This window comes from Arenibacterium halophilum (genome assembly GCF_005938225.1).
GTDB lineage: Bacteria > Pseudomonadota > Alphaproteobacteria > Rhodobacterales > Rhodobacteraceae > Arenibacterium > Arenibacterium halophilum.
In genome coordinates this window covers 211,225-226,724 of the sequence record NZ_VCPC01000003.1, presented here as the reverse complement: position 1 = coordinate 226,724, position 15,500 = coordinate 211,225, and the positions used below count along the sequence as shown (strand labels likewise).

The 15,500-nt window shown below is 63.2% G+C and carries 15 protein-coding genes; 12 read left to right on the top strand and 3 right to left on the bottom strand.

Translation table 11 applies throughout. The features are described from left to right. Positions 1–22: 22 nt before the first annotated feature. Both FGK64_RS14285 and FGK64_RS14280 read right to left on the bottom strand, forming a co-directional pair. On the bottom strand, positions 23–940 hold the full coding sequence (locus FGK64_RS14285; RefSeq protein WP_138864518.1) for a DMT family transporter: 918 nt from the start codon (positions 938–940) through the stop codon (positions 23–25). Continuing rightward, positions 940–1,815, bottom strand: coding sequence for a LysR family transcriptional regulator (locus FGK64_RS14280; protein WP_138864517.1), 876 nt, complete (start codon positions 1,813–1,815; stop codon positions 940–942). The genes FGK64_RS14285 and FGK64_RS14280 overlap by 1 nt, the downstream gene beginning before the upstream one ends. Positions 1,816–1,935: 120 nt before the next feature. Between FGK64_RS14280 and FGK64_RS14275 the strand changes: the two genes are divergently transcribed. The 10 genes from FGK64_RS14275 to trmD all read left to right on the top strand — a co-directional run bounded on the left by FGK64_RS14275 (position 1,936) and on the right by trmD (position 11,597). Then, positions 1,936–2,517: an FMN-dependent NADH-azoreductase gene (locus tag FGK64_RS14275; RefSeq protein WP_138864516.1), complete on the top strand. Its 582-nt coding sequence runs from the start codon at positions 1,936–1,938 to the stop codon at positions 2,515–2,517. A gap of 444 nt (positions 2,518–2,961) precedes the next feature. Continuing rightward, on the top strand, positions 2,962–5,916 hold the full coding sequence (locus FGK64_RS14270) for a M10 family metallopeptidase C-terminal domain-containing protein (RefSeq protein ID WP_171054084.1): 2,955 nt from the start codon (positions 2,962–2,964) through the stop codon (positions 5,914–5,916). A gap of 274 nt (positions 5,917–6,190) precedes the next feature. Further along, positions 6,191–7,690, top strand: coding sequence for a signal recognition particle protein (ffh, locus tag FGK64_RS14265; protein WP_138864514.1), 1,500 nt, complete (start codon positions 6,191–6,193; stop codon positions 7,688–7,690). A 76-nt stretch (positions 7,691–7,766) separates the two neighbouring features. Continuing rightward, entirely contained in the window at positions 7,767–8,309 is a 543-nt protein-coding gene (locus tag FGK64_RS14260) for a GNAT family N-acetyltransferase (protein ID WP_138864513.1), read from the top strand. Next, entirely contained in the window at positions 8,306–8,836 is a 531-nt protein-coding gene (locus FGK64_RS14255) for a GNAT family N-acetyltransferase (protein ID WP_138864512.1), read from the top strand. The genes FGK64_RS14260 and FGK64_RS14255 overlap by 4 nt, the downstream gene beginning before the upstream one ends. Next, positions 8,833–9,435 carry a GNAT family N-acetyltransferase gene (locus tag FGK64_RS14250; RefSeq protein ID WP_138864511.1) on the top strand — a complete coding sequence of 201 codons (603 nt, stop codon included), beginning with the start codon at positions 8,833–8,835 and terminating at the stop codon, positions 9,433–9,435. Before FGK64_RS14255 ends, FGK64_RS14250 begins: the two co-directional genes overlap by 4 nt. Next, on the top strand, positions 9,428–9,739 hold the full coding sequence (locus tag FGK64_RS14245) for a chorismate mutase (protein ID WP_138864510.1): 312 nt from the start codon (positions 9,428–9,430) through the stop codon (positions 9,737–9,739). Before FGK64_RS14250 ends, FGK64_RS14245 begins: the two co-directional genes overlap by 8 nt. Before the next feature lie 46 nt (positions 9,740–9,785). Beyond that, on the top strand, positions 9,786–10,160 hold the full coding sequence (gene rpsP / locus FGK64_RS14240) for a 30S ribosomal protein S16 (RefSeq protein WP_138864509.1): 375 nt from the start codon (positions 9,786–9,788) through the stop codon (positions 10,158–10,160). Between the two features lie 121 nt (positions 10,161–10,281). Further along, positions 10,282–10,788, top strand: a complete 507-nt coding sequence (gene rimM, locus FGK64_RS14235) for a ribosome maturation factor RimM (RefSeq protein ID WP_138864508.1) — start codon at positions 10,282–10,284, stop codon at positions 10,786–10,788. Beyond that, a complete protein-coding gene (gene trmD / locus FGK64_RS14230; RefSeq protein ID WP_138864507.1) occupies positions 10,785–11,597 on the top strand; it encodes a tRNA (guanosine(37)-N1)-methyltransferase TrmD in 813 nt (270 codons plus the stop codon). Before rimM ends, trmD begins: the two co-directional genes overlap by 4 nt. Before the next feature lie 174 nt (positions 11,598–11,771). Here the strand turns inward: trmD and FGK64_RS14225 are convergent, their stop codons facing one another. Further along, complete coding sequence (locus FGK64_RS14225; RefSeq protein WP_171054083.1) at positions 11,772–14,306, bottom strand: pre-peptidase C-terminal domain-containing protein; 2,535 nt, start codon at positions 14,304–14,306, stop codon at positions 11,772–11,774. Between the two features lie 450 nt (positions 14,307–14,756). Here FGK64_RS14225 and rplS point away from each other — a divergent pair, with 450 nt between their 5' ends. Together rplS and rpmE are read left to right on the top strand one after the other, a co-directional pair. Then, positions 14,757–15,140, top strand: coding sequence for a 50S ribosomal protein L19 (rplS, locus tag FGK64_RS14220; protein ID WP_138864505.1), 384 nt, complete (start codon positions 14,757–14,759; stop codon positions 15,138–15,140). An 11-nt stretch (positions 15,141–15,151) separates the two neighbouring features. Next, the gene (gene rpmE, locus FGK64_RS14215; protein ID WP_138864504.1) at positions 15,152–15,373 is read left to right on the top strand and encodes a 50S ribosomal protein L31; all 222 of its coding nucleotides are present in this window, start codon (positions 15,152–15,154) and stop codon (positions 15,371–15,373) included. Positions 15,374–15,500: the final 127 nt, after the last annotated feature.

The window sequence follows — 15,500 nt, the reverse complement described above, 5'->3', positions numbered from 1 at the left end:
GTTTGTGTTCCCTTGGATCTTGTCAGACTGTTTTCGTCGTGCGTGCGGGCATCGCGTGGGCCGGTTCGTCGCGCAGAAGGAGCAGCAGGGCGACCACCGTGGCGGCCACTCCGACCAGGGTCAGACCGGAGGGTACCTCGTGCCCCAGCGCGATTTCCCAGACGATGACCCAGGTCGGGGCGAGGTAGGTGTAGGCCAGCACCTTGGCTGAGGGCAAACGCAGTGCCGCATATTGCATCAGCGTGAATGTGGCGGCACTGGCGAAGATCGCGAGGTAAAAGATAGCAACCCAGACCAGCGGGCGCAGACCGGCCCAGTCGGTAGCGCGCAGGTCGGACCATCCGTAGACGACCAGTACGAGGAACCCCGCCAGCAGCATTCCGAAGGTAAAGACGATCGCCGGTTCGCCGCGATTCAGTTTGCGCACCATCGGGGTATAGATCGCATGGGCCACACAGCCCCAGAAATAGACAATTTCACCCTGCCCGATATGAAAGGCCCTGAAGGCGGCCCAGTCGGCGCGGAAAATCACCCAAAGCGCGCCGGCTCCGCCGATGGCCAGGGCCAGCGCCATGCGCGCCGTCAGAACCTGCCGCAGCAACAGCCAGCCAAAGCCGGCGGCCATCAGCGGCGTCAGCGTGAACACCGCCGAGGCGCTGACCGGCGCGGCGGTTTTCAGCCCTTCGAACATCAGCACGAAATAGGTGACAAAGATCGCGCCCAGCACAAGATACCGCCAAGGGGCCCGCAGCGCGCTGCGCGGAATGCCGGTGGTTGCCATCGCGGCCGAGCCGATCACCAGCGCCGCGATGGCAAAGCGCACCGCGTTCAACGCGGCGGGGGCGATATCATTCGCCACCATTGCGCCAAGCGAGAATGATCCGCCCACAAGCGCCGAAAAGGTCAGCATCGCCAGATGCCCGCGCAGCGAATCGCGCATTACACCCAATCCTGAGCGCGTGATTTCAGGAACTTCAGGAAGGCCTGCACCTTGTTGGTGCGGTGCAGATCAACGTGTGTCACCAGCCACAGCGGCGCGGTCCAGTCGTCGCGCGGCTCCATCACCTGGACGAGACCGGGCAGGCGCGAGGCTTCACATTCGGTCAGGAAGCCAAGACCAGCCCCGGCCAGCACGGCCTCTTTCACCGAATGCTCGCTGGTCACGCGGAAGGTAATGTGGCGCGGGTCCAGGTTATCGCGCAGCCAGCGGTAAAAAGGCGCGCGGCTGGTCAGATCGTCGGGCCCGATAAAGCGGTGTTGCGGGAAATCGGCGACGGACTCCGGCTTGCCATGGGCATCGACATAGCCTTGGCTGGCATAAAGCCCGATGGCCTGCCGCACGAAGGGCTGCACCACGTTGTCGGGCTGGTCCGGCGGGGCGCCTGCACGGATGGCCACATGCGCCTCGCCGTATTCCAGCCGGAACAGCCGCCCCGAGGTCAGATATCGCACCAGCAGATCGGGATGGGCGCGCTGGAAATCGGTCATCACCGGGATCAGCACCGGCGCCATCGAGGTAAGCGAGGTCACGACAAGCTCGCCGCCCACATCCTCGCCCTGCCCTTTCAGCCGCCCGACCAGCTGGTTGAATTGATCATCGGTGGCCTGCGCCACGCGCAGCAGATCGGCGCCCGCTTCGGTGGCGGTATAGCCGCGCGCGTGACGCTGGAACAGTTTGACGCCAATCCGGCCTTCCAGCGCGTCGATATGGCGGATCACGGTGGCATGGTGCACGCCCAAAACTTCGGCGGCACCGCTGACGGTGCCCATTCGCGCGACCTGAAAGGCGGTGCGTACCTCGTCCCAGTTATCCATTGCGGCCTGCTCCGGTTTTATGTGCGTCAGAACACAGGGTGTGCGAGTTTTCGCAAGTTGCGTTCACATGTGCAAGGATCAAATTGGCGGCACAAAAGTTTCTCATCAGGACCTCCGAAAATGACCAACACCGTTCTTCATATCGATGCGTCACCGCGCACCGAACAATCCGTCACCCGAGAACTGAGCGCCGAAATCCTGCGTCAGCTGAACGCAGATACGGTGATCCGCCGCGATCTGGTCGAGCCGCTGCCAGCCATCGACGCCACCTGGATCGGCGCCAACTTTACGCCCGACGCCGACCGTTCGGACGATCAGAAGGCCATTCTGGCGCTGTCTGACGAGTTGCTGGCAGAGCTGGAGCAGGCCGACACCATCGTGATCGGCGCGCCCATGTACAACTTTTCGATCAGCACCAGCCTCAAGACATGGATCGACCTGATCGCCCGCGCGGGCCGGTCGTTCCGCTATACCGAAGCCGGACCCGAAGGCCTGATGACCGGCAAACGCGCGATTGTTGCCATTGCAACCGGCGGCACCCCGATCGAGGCCGATTACGATTACCTCACCGGCTACCTGAAATTCATCCTTGGCTTTATCGGCATTACCGACGTGACCGTGATCGGTGCCGATCAGGTCATGGCCGGGCTGGAAGAAAAGATGGCATCCGCCAAGACCCAGATCGAAGCGCTGGCCGCCTGATCCAAGGGGCGCTTGCCCCTCACAGGACTATACGTACGAGACAGCGGGCTACTCCCTTGCCGGGGCGTGGCCCGCTGTTTTCATGCTATGCAGGGGCTAAGCGCGGCCCCTGCACCTCCGCCTCGCTGCCGCCTCGAACCTCTTCCCATCCGGACAGGCAGCGGCAGGGCGCCGCGCCCCGATAATGCCCCGATTTGGTCGAATCACGCGCCAGATCGGGCGCTAGACATATGGCATCGGACCAGAATGGCCGTTCCCCCCAACATACGCTGACGACACGGCCCTGACGTGATCGCCCGGTGGCTTATGCCCTGCCCGGGCGATGCCGTTCCGGTCACCGATGCCCCCTGTTCCCTGCAAGCCCCCGCGCCCCACCCGGGGCGCACCGCTGCGCCCGTCCTGTCCGTTTCGTCGCGGTCCGAAATTAACACGACGGTGATTAACATGTGCCTTCAATGCCTCGCGCTGAACCCGAACCAGACAACTTACGACGATCATGGCGTACAGAGCCTTGATACCGGCGATGGAACCGGCGGATCGGTCTCGGCCACTCTGCCGACCTATACGCTGGACCAGATTGCCGATTACCTGACCGCGGGGTTCTGGCAGCAGCGCGGTGGCACGCAGCGGTCGTTCGACGTGCAGAGCGGCGGCCAGATCACCGTGAACCTGAATTCGCTGGATGCAACCGGCCGCGCGACCGCGCGCGAGGCGCTGGACAGCTGGACCGCCGTGACCGGCATCGAATTCGTGCAATCGTCCAGCGCGCAGATCACCTTTGACGACAACCAGTCCGGCGCCTACGCCTATTCGATGATGTCCGGATCGACGATCACGTCGAGCCATGTAAACGTCCAGACCTCGTGGCAGGGCTATGGCGATTACTATCTCCAGACCTATATCCACGAAATCGGCCACGCGCTGGGCCTTGGCCATGGCGGCAACTACAATGGCAGCGCCGATTTCAGCCGTGATGCGCATTATGCCAACGACAGTTGGCAGATGACGGTCATGAGCTATTTCAGCCAGACCGAGAACCCTTATGTCACCGCCGGCTATACCTTCCTTGGCAGCGCGATGATGGCCGACATCGTGGCGATCCAGAATCTGTATGGCACGCCCACGAATGCCCAGTCGGGCGACAGCACCTATGGCGACAACACGAACGAGTCGTTCTATGGCGCCGCCCTACCCACAAACCGTGCAGTCACGATCTTCGACAGCGCGGGCAATGACACCATCAGCCTGACATCGCGCGGCCACAACCAGCGACTTGACCTGCGGGCCGAACATTTTTCCGACATCAACGGGCGCACCGGCAACCTGGCCATCGCGCGCGGCACTGTAATCGAAAACGCCCAGACAGGCGGCGGCAACGATCACATCACCGGCAATGACGTGGGCAACGACATCTATTCCGGCGGCGGCAACGATACGATCCTTGGGCTTGGCGGCAATGACGTTCTGACCGGCGGCGCCGGAGCCGATACGCTGACCGGCGGCGAAGGCGCCGACCGCTTTGTCTATCTTGACGGTGGCGACGGCGGCGACACGATCACCGATTTCGACCTCGCCGCAGGCGACCGGATAGACATCCGCCCGCTGCTGGCCGCCGTTGGCTACTCTGGCAACGATCCGGTGGCCGACGGGCTGGTCTGGCTGGCGAATGCGACCGGCGGGTCCTGGCTGATGTTCGACCCTGATGGCACGGGCAGCGTGGCGGAAACCGCGCTGGTCTTCCTTGCGGGCCTTGCCTCGTCCACGTCGGTCAGCGCAGTCATCGACGCCACCGGCGACACGCCCACCACCCCGGATGACGACAGTGATGATACCGGCGACACCGGCGGCGGTGGCGGCACCGGATCGACCGACACCATCTATATCTTCACCGAAACCTTTGCTGCCAACTGGTCCGACTTCTCTAGCGTACTGACCGATGGCGATGGCGGCACCGACACGATGGACCTGACAGCACTGGACAGCGCATCCCGGGTCAACCTCACCTCGGGCGCCCGGAACAAGATCGCCGGCAAGCTGCAAACCATCGCCACGGGCACCGATATCGAAAACCTCCTGCTGGGGTCCGGCAGCGATACCGGATATGGCAATGCGCTGGATAACGTCCTGGATGGTGGCGCGGGCAATGACCGACTGTTCGGCGCGCTTGGCGATGACACGCTGAGCGGCGGCATCGGCGCCGACCGGCTGTATGGCGGCGATGGCGATGACATCATGGACGGTGGCGCCGACAATGACCGCCTGTATGGCGACGAAGGCGACGACACAATGACCGGAGACCTGGGCAACGACTATCTCAAGGGCCAGGGCGGCGCCGACTCGATGGACGGCGGAGACGGAAACGACAAGCTGTATGGCGGCTCGGGCGCTGACTCGATGACCGGCGGTGAAGGCGACGATTATCTCAAAGGTGACGGCGGCAGCGACATCATGAGCGGCGGCAACGGCATAGACAAGCTGTACGGTGGTGGTGGGGACGACGAGATGTCAGGCGGCGACGGTAAGGATTACCTGCGCGGCGACGAAGGCCACGATCTGCTGGATGGCGGAAACGATGCCGACCGGCTGTATGCCGGCGATGGCGATGACATCGTCTATGGCGGCGATGGCGATGATTACCTGCGCGGCGACGAGGGGCGAGACCTGCTGGATGGCGGGCTGGGCGCCGACCGCATATACGGCGGCAAGGATGACGACGTGATCCGCGGCGGCGACGGCAACGATTATATTAAAGGTGACGATGGCGACGACGTGATCGACGGTGGCGCCGACAATGATCGTGTCTATGGCGGCAATGGCGACGACACGATCGCAGGCGGATCGGGTGCAGATTTCATCCGCGGCGACTTTGGCGCTGACACCATCGCAGGCGGCGATGGCGCCGACATGCTGTACGGCAACGGCGGCGATGACGTTCTGGCAGGCGGCGCAGGCAACGACCTGATCAAGGGCGGTGTCGACAATGACATCCTGCGCGGCGACGATGGCGACGATTTCCTGTATGGCGAAGCCGGGGATGACACCGTCGAAGGCGGCGCCGGAGACGACTATATCGACGGCAGCCTTGGATCGGATCTGCTCTACGGCGGCGGCGGCGCCGATTTCATCAAGGGCGGTTCAGGCGCCGATATCTTCGCCTTCCGGTCCTTCGACGATGCCGGAGACACGATCTATGACATGAAACTGGAAGACGGCGACCAGATCGAGCTGTCGCAGCTGTTTTCCGACATCAACGCCGCCATTTCGACCAGCGCCATTTCGCTTCTGGCAGACGGCCGCAGTTCCTGGCTGATGGTCGACAACAATGGGGATGCAGTGCAACTGGCCTATCTGCGCTACATCTCGGCCGATACGGTTCTGGATGACAGCTGGCTGATCTGAACGACCGCGCGTTTGCGTCGCGGGCCCGATTCCGCCCCACCCCGGCCCGCGACCCGCCCGCTGCGCAACTTGACTCTGCGCAGCGGGCGCCCTAAACGGCACCTAATACCCGGAAGCCAAGGCTTTCCGGTCCCCGATTTCAGGGGATCGCCCTCCACCAGCGCGTTGCGCCCGTGGGGGCATTTGCGCATTCAGCCTTGGCTTTGCGCTGACACGATCCGCCGCCGTGCCTATCTGTGGGCCATGGCAATGAACAACCAGGAGGCCACGGCCCATGTTTGAAAATCTGTCCGAACGCCTGTCCGGCGTCTTTGATCGGCTGACGAAACAGGGCGCCCTGTCCGAGGACGATGTCGCAACCGCCCTGCGCGAGGTGCGCGTCGCCCTGCTCGAGGCCGATGTCTCGCTGCCGGTGGCCCGCGATTTCGTCAAGGCAGTGCAGGACAAGGCCACCGGACAGGCGGTGACCAAATCGGTCACCCCGGGCCAGCAGGTCGTCAAGATCGTGCATGACGCGCTGATCGACGTGCTGCGGGGCGAAGGCGATCCCGGCCACCTGAAAATCGACAACCCGCCCGCGCCGATCCTGATGGTCGGCCTGCAGGGCTCGGGCAAAACCACCACCACCGCCAAGCTCGCCAAGCGGATGAAAGACCGCGAAGGCAAGCGGGTTCTGATGGCCTCGCTTGACACCAACCGCCCGGCGGCAATGGAACAGCTGGCGATCCTTGGCGCCCAGATCGGCGTGGATACCCTGCCCATCGTCAAGGGCGAAGACCCGGTCGCCATCGCCAAACGCGCGAAAACGCAGGCCAGCCTTGGCGGCTACGATGTCTACATGCTCGACACCGCCGGCCGGCTGCATATCGATCAGGAGCTGATCGCCCAGGCGGCCGCGGTGCGCGATGTCGCCAACCCGCGCGAAACCCTGCTGGTGGTCGATGGCCTGACCGGGCAGGACGCGGTGAACGTTGCCACGGAATTCGATGACAAGATCGGCGTGACCGGCGTGGTGCTGACCCGGATGGACGGCGACGGGCGCGGCGGCGCGGCGCTCTCGATGCGCGCCGTCACCGGCAAGCCGATCCGCTTCGTCGGCCTTGGCGAGAAGATGGACGCCATCGAGACCTTCGAGCCGGAACGCATCGCGGGCCGCATCCTTGGCATGGGCGACATCGTGGCCCTGGTCGAAAAGGCGCAGGAAACCATCGAGGCCGAACAGGCCGAAAAGATGATGAAGCGCATGATGAAAGGTCAGTTCAACATGAACGACCTGCGCATGCAGCTGGAACAGATGCAGAAGATGGGCGGCATGGAGGGCATGATGTCCATGATGCCAGGGATGGGCAAGATGGCGAAGCAGGTGGAAGAAGCCGGGTTCGACGACAAAATCCTCGCCCGCCAGATCGCGCTGATCCAGTCGATGACCAAGAAGGAACGCGCCGCGCCGCAGATTCTGCAGGCCAGCCGCAAGAAACGCATCGCCGCCGGTGCGGGGATGGATGTCTCCGACCTCAACAAGCTTCTGAAGATGCACCGCCAGATGGGCGACATGATGAAGAAGATGGGCAAGATGGGCAAAGGCGGGATGCTGAAACAGGCGATGAAAGGCATGTTCGGCAAGGGCGGCGGCATGCCCGACCCTTCGCAGATGGATCCGGCCGCACTCGAAGCGGCGGCGCGCCAGATGGGCGGCAAGATGCCCGGCGGCCTGCCCGGCCTTGGCGGCGGCGGCCTGCCCCCGGGCCTCAGCGGCTTTGGCAAGAAGAAATGACCATGGCTTCTTTTCGGTCCAAATACGTCTGCCGGAGGTCGCAACAGGCGGCCAGGCCCGCGATGGGAACGCGCGCATGAGGCCGATCCCGACGCTTGAAACCCAACGGCTGATCCTGCGCGCCCCGCGCGAAGACGATGTGCCTGCCTTCGCGGCCTTCTACGCCAGCGATGCCGCGCGCTATGTCGGCGGCCCGCTTCAGGAATTCGAAGTCTGGCGCTATCTTGCCCAGGTGCTTGGCCACTGGCAGCTGCGCGGGTTCGGTCGCTGGATCGTCGAGTCGAAAGACGCGCCCGGTGCCATCGGCCTTGTCGGCCTGCACGCCCCGATGGACTGGCCCGAACCCGAGGTCGGCTGGTTCATCTGGAGCGGCACCGGACAGGGATACGCCGTCGAGGCGGGCCACGCCGCCCGCAGCTTCGCTTATGACACCCTCGGCCTGACCACGCTCATCAGTTCCATCGCGCCCGGGAATGTGGGGTCGATCCGCGTGGCCGAACGGCTTGGTGCGCGCCGCGAGGCGGATGATTTCGTGCATCCAACCTTTGGCACCATGGGGCTGTGGCGCCATCCGTCTGCCGACCAGATCGCCGATGGCGGGGTGGAGGCCTACGCATGAGCGGCACCGCGCTTCCGATCCCGGTCATCGAGACTACGAACCTGATCCTGCGCGCCCCGCGCGAGACGGATTTCGACGCGCTGGCGCGGTTCTCTGCCTCGACGCGGTCGGTTTTCGTCGGCGGCCCGTATGAACGGCCGCGCGCATGGGGCAGCTTCCTTGCGCAGATGGGCCATTGGTCCCTGCGCGGCTATGGCATGTGGATGATCGAAGACCGCGCCACCGGGGCACCTGCGGGCCGCGTCGGGGTCATCAACAATGATGGCTGGGATGAACCGGAACTCGGCTGGCACCTGTTCGAAGGCTTCGAAGGCCAGGGGGTTGCCTATGAGGCCGCGCTCGCGGCCCGCGCCTACGCCGCCGAACATCAAGGGCTCGATGCTCTGATTTCCTACGTCGATCCCGCCAATCATCGATCCGCCGCGCTGGCGCGACGCTTGGGCGCCAAAATCGAACGCGATGGCACAGTGAACGGCCACGCCTGCAAGGTCTGGCGCCATCCCTCGGTCATGGGAGAGGCCGCATGACCCGCGCCAGCATCCCCGTGATCGAAACCCCTCGGCTTGTCCTGCGCGGCCCCGAGCCGCAGGATTACCCCGACTTCAAGGCGACCTTCACCAGCTACCGCGCCCGTTACATGGGCGGGCCGCTGAACGCCTACGAGGCGTGGATGCTCTATGCCGCCGAAATCGGCCATTGGGAAATTCGTGGCTTCGGCATGTGGATGATCCACCTGCGTGACACCGGCGAAACCGTCGGCATGGCCGGAGGCTGGCAGCCTGCGCGCTGGCCTGAGCGCGAAATCGCATGGGTCATCTGGCCCGACCGCGCTGGCAAGGGCTATGCGCTGGAAGCGACCCACGCCGTGCGCCGTCACCTGTATCGCAACGGCTGGACTACGGCTGTCAGCTATATCGACCCGAAAAACCTCGACAGTATCCGCCTGGCCGAACGGCTTGGCGCGAAAAAGGACCACGAGGCGCAAACCATCGACGGAAGCGATGCCGTCTATCGCCACCCTTCGCCGCAGCAGCTGGACCGAACCCAGCTGGCCCATGGCATCGAAATGGAAATCGGCCATTACGCCGATCCGCTGTTCAAACCGAAAGGCTGGGCCATTGACTGACCAGACCAAAGACGACGTTGTGGCGCGCGCCGCGCAGCTGTTGAAAGGCCACCGCGAAAGCATCGACCGGCTGGACGCAATCCTTGTCTACACGCTGGGCGAGCGGTTCAAGCACACGCAGGCCGTGGGCAAGCTCAAGGCCGAAAACGACCTTCCCCCGTCCGATCCCGCGCGCGAAAAGCAGCAGATCGCACGGCTTGAAGACCTGGCGATCCAGGCCGATCTGGATCCTGAATTCGCCAAGGCGTTCCTGAATTTCATCATTCAGGAAGTCATCCACCACCACCAGAAACACCAATCCTAGGCGCCGGAAGACCCGCGCCTGACACGCCATTCAAAGGAGACCAACAATGGCTATGAAAATCCGGCTCGCCCGTGGCGGCAGCAAGAAACGCCCCTTCTACCGCATCGTCGCGGCAGATTCGCGGATGCCCCGTGACGGCCGCTTCATCGAGAAGCTGGGCACCTACAACCCGCTGCTGCCCAAAGACAGCGAAGACCGCGTGAAGATGGACCTCGAGCGCATCCAGCACTGGTTGGACAAAGGCGCCCAGCCCACCGACCGGATCGCCCGCATGCTGGAAGCCGCTGGCGCCCGCACCAAGACCGAGCGCAGCAACCCCAACAAGGGTACGCCCGGCAAGAAGGCGCAGGAACGCGCCGAAGCCAAGGCTGAAAAAGCCGCCGCAGCCGAAGCCCCGGCCGAGGACGCATCGGCCGAATAACGGGCCGGGCGCGGCGGCGGCGGGGTAGGCCCGCCTCCCCCGCCGCCGCCGCGCGGTTCCGCCAGATGGCTTTTCGTGCGCGCCACGATAGGCCCGCACCGTTTCAGGGAGCACGGCAGAGATGCCTGACGAATTGATTTGTGTCGGGGCGCTGGCTGGCGCATTTGGAGTGCGCGGCGAAGTCCGGCTCAAGAGCTTTTGCGCCGAACCCGAAGCCATTGGCACATATTCCCCCCTATGCACCGAAGATGGCGACCGCCAGTTTACCGTCACGCTGACGCGGCCCATCGGCAACGGATTTGCCGCACGGGTGTCGGGGATCGAGACAAAGGAACAGGCCGACGCGCTGAAGGGGCTGAAACTCTTTGCCCCGCGCGACAGGCTGCCTTCGCTGCCAGACGACGAATTCTATTACACCGACCTTGTCGGTCTGCCCGTCAGCGATACGGGAGGACGCGTGCTTGGCACGGTGATCGCGGTGCAGAACCACGGTGCCGGCGATCTGCTGGAAATCCGCCCCGACGGGCGCGAAACCGTTCTTCTGCCTTTCACGCGCGAGAATGTCCCGACCGTGGATCTGTCCAAGCGCGCGATTGTTGCCGATCCGCCCGAAGGGCTGTTCGAATGAGCGACACCCCATCCCCGAGCCGGTCGTTTGGGCGCAAGTCGATCCGCGCCTCTTTGCAACCGCGCGATCTGATGACCGATGGCGACACGCTGGCTGGCGTCTGGACCGCACGCATCATCACCCTGTTCCCCGAAGCCTTCCCCGGCGTTCTGGGGCAGAGCCTGACGGGTCGCGCGCTGAAAGACGGGCTGTGGCAGCTTGAAACGATCGATCTTCGCGGCTTTGGCATCGGCAAGCACCGCAATGTCGATGACACGCCCGCAGGAGGCGGCGCCGGCATGGTGCTGCGCGCCGATGTGGTCGGCCCGGCGATCGAGGCGGCACAATCCGGCGTGCGCGGCGACTGGCCCGTGATCGGCCTCAGCCCGCGCGGCCAGCCGATGACACAGGCGCTGATGCACCGCCTGTCGCGTGCCGACGGTGTCACCCTGCTGTGCGGTCGGTTCGAAGGCATCGATGAACGCGCGCTGGAACACTATGGGGTGCAGGAAATCTCGCTTGGGGATTTCGTGATGACGGGCGGAGAAATCGCAGCGCAGGCGCTGATTGATGCCACGGTGCGGCTGATCCCGGGGGTTCTGGGCAATGCCGCCTCGACCGACGAAGAGAGCTTTTCCGACGGCCTGCTGGAACACCCTCAGTACACCCGCCCCGCGTCGTGGCAGGGCCGGGACATACCCGATGTGCTGATGTCGGGAAACCATGGCGAGATCGCACGCTGGCGTCGCGCCGCCGCGAAAGAACTGACCCGCATCCGGAGGCCCGATCTCTGGGCGCATAGGACATCCGGCAGCAACGATCAGGAATGAACGTGGAGTGGGGGCGGCGCCACCGCCGCCAGGCGTCTACCTTTAGGCCTTAAGGGGGCTCTGCCCCCGTCCCTGCGGGCCTCCCCCGGGATATTTGGACCCCAAAGAAGATATAAAACCCATTCTTCTTTGGGGTGATAAATATCCCCGCCGGAGGCATCGCGCGCAGCGCGATCAGATCAGGACAAGATCGTCAGCGAGCCCTGCGGTAGAGCCGACGCCTTTCAGGGTAATCGATTGACCGCCGTCGAATTCGAATACGACATTGCCCCGCACGATGTCAGCAAAATCGCTGACGACCTGAGCCTTGGTCAGCTGGCCTGTCCACAGCGATTTTGAGAGGTGCAGCGCGTCGGCGCCCTGTTTGAAATCCCCGATCGTGTCGTCGCCGAAGTTGCCTTTGAAGACGAAGCTGTCGGCTCCCTTGTTGCCGAACAACTTGTCGTTCAGCTTGCCACCTTCGATCACGTCATTCCCGGCGCCTCCGAAGAGTTTGTCACGGCCGGCCTGTCCGATCAGTTTATCGTTCCCGGCCGCGCCGCGCAGGGTATCCGACCCGCCACCGCCGCGCAGCGTATCTCCTCCACCGCTGCCGAAGATTTCATTGGCCGCTTTATTGCCCGCCAGCAGGTTCGCCTGCTTCGAGCCGGTCAGGTCCAGCGCGCGAGCGCCGGTTAGCCGGGCGTTCTCGACAAAATCGTAATCGTTCAGATCCAGCGAAACCGCCCCGCTGCGCAGCGTATCGATGCCGCCCTTGCGTGTCTCGGAAACAACATCGTCGGCTTGGCTGATGATATAGGTGTCGTTGCCGCGCCCGCCGATCATCACGTCCTTGTCGCCACCGCCGTCCAGCAGGTTGCGGCCCCCGTTGCCGATCAGCGTGTCGCGCCCCGACCCGCCTGTGGCATTTTCGATCCGCACGCCATTGGCAATGGTGTAGCCGCCGAAGATGCCGGTCGTGAAAGAGACGAACCCGCCGCCGCCCGGTTCCTGTTTCAGCGTGGCGGCGCGCAGATCAATCGTGGCGCCTGCGCTGCCCGGGTTCACGATGGTATCGCGCCCGCCGGTGTCCCATATGGTTTCATATCCGGTGCCAATTTCATTCTTCGTCCACAGGGTATAGGTGTCATTGCCCGAGGCGTGGGTGGTGTTCGCGCCGTATTTCTCCTGAATCACCGAGATGTCGAAGGCCATCGGCGTGCGCACGATGCCATAGGCATTGGTGCCCGACCCGCCGTTGAACCCCGTCTGCCAGCCCTTGTTGTAGGACATGACGGTGAACACTTCCTGGTTCAGGTCATCATCGCCGAAATCGCCCGACCCGCTGACCCCGGCGAAGACAAGCGAAGTGCCGCCGTTGTCATGCGGGTGCGACAGGCCAAGACCATGGCCGAATTCATGAATGAAGTTGGAATAGCCATAGGCCCCCTTTTCCAGAAACCCTCCGGCCTCGCGCGACCAGACCGATGGTTTGGTGTTGAACCAGCCCACGCCTTGCGCGCCGCCGAATTCGGGATCCTGTGGGAACATCCGCCCGGTGGTCGAACTGTCGAGGAAGTTCTTGGCCAGGAAGAAATCGGCCTGCGACGCGATGTTCACTGTGGTAAAGGTCAGGTTGGAGAACTTGGAATATTCCCGAAGCGCCGACATGGCCTGCGTGACTTCATATGCGTTCCAGGGCGTATCGGTCAGTTCGTTGGCAAAGGTCTCGCCCTGAAGCGCGAAGTAGACCTTTATATTGGTCTTGTTGAACTTGACCCCCCAATCCAGCCCCGCCGTCGGGCTGGGCGGCGCGGGTGGTGTGAAATCGGCGACTGTCAGCTTGAAATCGCCGGTATTGGCCGGGCCGCCATAGGCCTTGATATAGTAGGTTCCGGTGTAATCCGCGGTAAAGGTCAGCGCCGCATTTTTGGTGATGCCGTTGTCGTCGTTGATGGCGACGCTGGTCTGGTTTCGGTCCAGCACTTCCAGCTTTGGGTCGGCCAGCGGGGTAAAGCTCAGCGTCGCGCTGTCAAGGAACACGGCATAGGTCTTGCCCTTTTCGACGCTGACGCCGTACCAGTCCTGATCGGTGCCATAATCGATCGTGCCGGTGACAAACCCGTCGACGGCGACAACCCCTGCCGTTGCGGCGGTATCGCCGATTATGTCCGCGGTGAAATTCACCTGGGCGAGGCTGATTTCATACTGCCCGGTGCTTTGCCCATTGCCGCCAAAGCCTGTGGCACCGATGAAATAGGTCCCTGTCCGGGTGGCCGTAATCGTCAGCAGCGAATCCAGACCGCTGCCGCCATTGTCGTTCAGCGTCAGGAAGCTGCCGAAATTGTCAAAGAGGTACAGTTGCGGGTCGCCCAGCCCAAAGAACGGCAAGGCGCGCAGGCTGATTTGGTAGGTCTGCCCCTGCACGAGCGACATGGCAAACCAGTCGGTATCGCCCTGAAAACTGATCTCGGCATTGATGCGCTGGCCGACGCCAAGGAAATAGGGTGTGCCGGTGCCCGATGGGATATCGAAGAAAGCGTTGAAGCCGGTTTCGTCCACTTCGTCGCCAGGCCCCGTCGAAGGAACCGCCCCGCCAAACAGCGCCCCGGCATCGGCAACCTCAAGCCCCAGATCGGCCAGGCGTTGCGCGGCGAAACTGGGCCAGGCCGATAGGTGATTGCCGTCTGAAACCGCGCCCGCATCGCCAAAACCGCATAATCCGCACATAATAAATTCCCCCGAAACCTGCGCGTAAACCCGCGCGCTGAACATTTGAAACTGAATGCATTCTACGCAGAAGTTTCGTGCAGTCGGTGGCCCTGCATCAACAGTAAACACGCCTTCCGTTTCGAAAAATTTCGCGCGCTTTCTGCCGCGTATTGCACAGCGAATGCCGCATGCTAGGCCCTGCGAAACGGCTTGATCCGCCAGCGCGAATGTCCTACACGGCGCTGGTTCGGACTCGCTCAGGCGATTCCGGGCGTATTGGTATTGTGCCCTCGTCTTCGCGAATCCGGTTTTCTTCTGCCGGTGACGTCGGGGGCCCCTGCCACAACCGAAGAACCTGACGCCGTACCTCTGGCGGGCCGATCACCGGATCGGGACCCGACCGAAGACCAAAGCTCTGGGGCGCGCAAACATTCGCGGACTAACCGTGACATAACCAGGAGTGATGCGATGGACCTGATCGCTCAACTTGAGGCGGAACAAATCGCCGAACTGGGGAAAGACATCCCCGACTTCAAACCGGGCGACACCGTGCGCGTCGGTTACAAGGTGACCGAAGGCACGCGGACCCGTGTGCAGAACTATGAAGGCGTGTGCATTTCGCGCAAGAATGGTCACGGCATTGCCGGTTCGTTCACCGTTCGCAAGATTTCCTTCGGCGAAGGCGTGGAGCGCGTGTTCCCGCTGCACTCGACCAACATCGAAAGCATCACCGTGGTGCGCCGCGGCCGTGTGCGTCGTGCCAAGCTGTATTACCTGCGCGCCCGTCGCGGAAAATCGGCCCGCATCGTCGAGAACGCCCACTACAAGCCGAAATCCGGCGCCGAGGCATAAGGAGAGACGAGATGAAAACCGATATCCATCCCGACTATCACGTGATCGACGTCAAGATGACCGACGGCACCGTCGTTCAGATGAAATCGACCTGGGGCAAGGAAGGCGACCAGCTGTCGCTGGACATCGACCCGTCGGTTCACCCCGCATGGACCGGTGGTGGCACCCGCCTGATGGACACCGGCGGACGCGTGTCGAAGTTCAAGAAGAAATACGAAGGTCTCGGGTTCTGAACCCAACCACGTTGCAGAGAATTCGGCGCCGCCCCACCCCGGGCGGCGCTTTCTTTTTGGAAAACCCTCGGGGGAGGGGCTGGAAAGTGACCGAATCGAAAGGAATGCGCCCCTAGTCTTGGCCGGG

Excerpts from the sequence above, each read along its gene's own strand:
- rimM (WP_138864508.1), top strand. The coding sequence starts at position 10,282 with ATGCCTGACGAATTGATTTGTGTCGGGGCGCTGGCTGGCGCATTTGGA.
- trmD (WP_138864507.1), top strand. The coding sequence starts at position 10,785 with ATGAGCGACACCCCATCCCCGAGCCGGTCGTTTGGGCGCAAGTCGATC.
- FGK64_RS14280 (WP_138864517.1), bottom strand. The coding sequence starts at position 1,815 with ATGGATAACTGGGACGAGGTACGCACCGCCTTTCAGGTCGCGCGAATG.
- FGK64_RS14260 (WP_138864513.1), top strand. The coding sequence starts at position 7,767 with ATGAGGCCGATCCCGACGCTTGAAACCCAACGGCTGATCCTGCGCGCC.
- FGK64_RS14225 (WP_171054083.1), bottom strand. The coding sequence starts at position 14,306 with ATGTGCGGATTATGCGGTTTTGGCGATGCGGGCGCGGTTTCAGACGGC.
- rpsP (WP_138864509.1), top strand. The coding sequence starts at position 9,786 with ATGGCTATGAAAATCCGGCTCGCCCGTGGCGGCAGCAAGAAACGCCCC.
- FGK64_RS14275 (WP_138864516.1), top strand. The coding sequence starts at position 1,936 with ATGACCAACACCGTTCTTCATATCGATGCGTCACCGCGCACCGAACAA.
- rpmE (WP_138864504.1), top strand. The coding sequence starts at position 15,152 with ATGAAAACCGATATCCATCCCGACTATCACGTGATCGACGTCAAGATG.
- FGK64_RS14250 (WP_138864511.1), top strand. The coding sequence starts at position 8,833 with ATGACCCGCGCCAGCATCCCCGTGATCGAAACCCCTCGGCTTGTCCTG.
- FGK64_RS14285 (WP_138864518.1), bottom strand. The coding sequence starts at position 940 with ATGCGCGATTCGCTGCGCGGGCATCTGGCGATGCTGACCTTTTCGGCG.
- FGK64_RS14270 (WP_171054084.1), top strand. The coding sequence starts at position 2,962 with ATGTGCCTTCAATGCCTCGCGCTGAACCCGAACCAGACAACTTACGAC.
- rplS (WP_138864505.1), top strand. The coding sequence starts at position 14,757 with ATGGACCTGATCGCTCAACTTGAGGCGGAACAAATCGCCGAACTGGGG.
- FGK64_RS14255 (WP_138864512.1), top strand. The coding sequence starts at position 8,306 with ATGAGCGGCACCGCGCTTCCGATCCCGGTCATCGAGACTACGAACCTG.
- ffh (WP_138864514.1), top strand. The coding sequence starts at position 6,191 with ATGTTTGAAAATCTGTCCGAACGCCTGTCCGGCGTCTTTGATCGGCTG.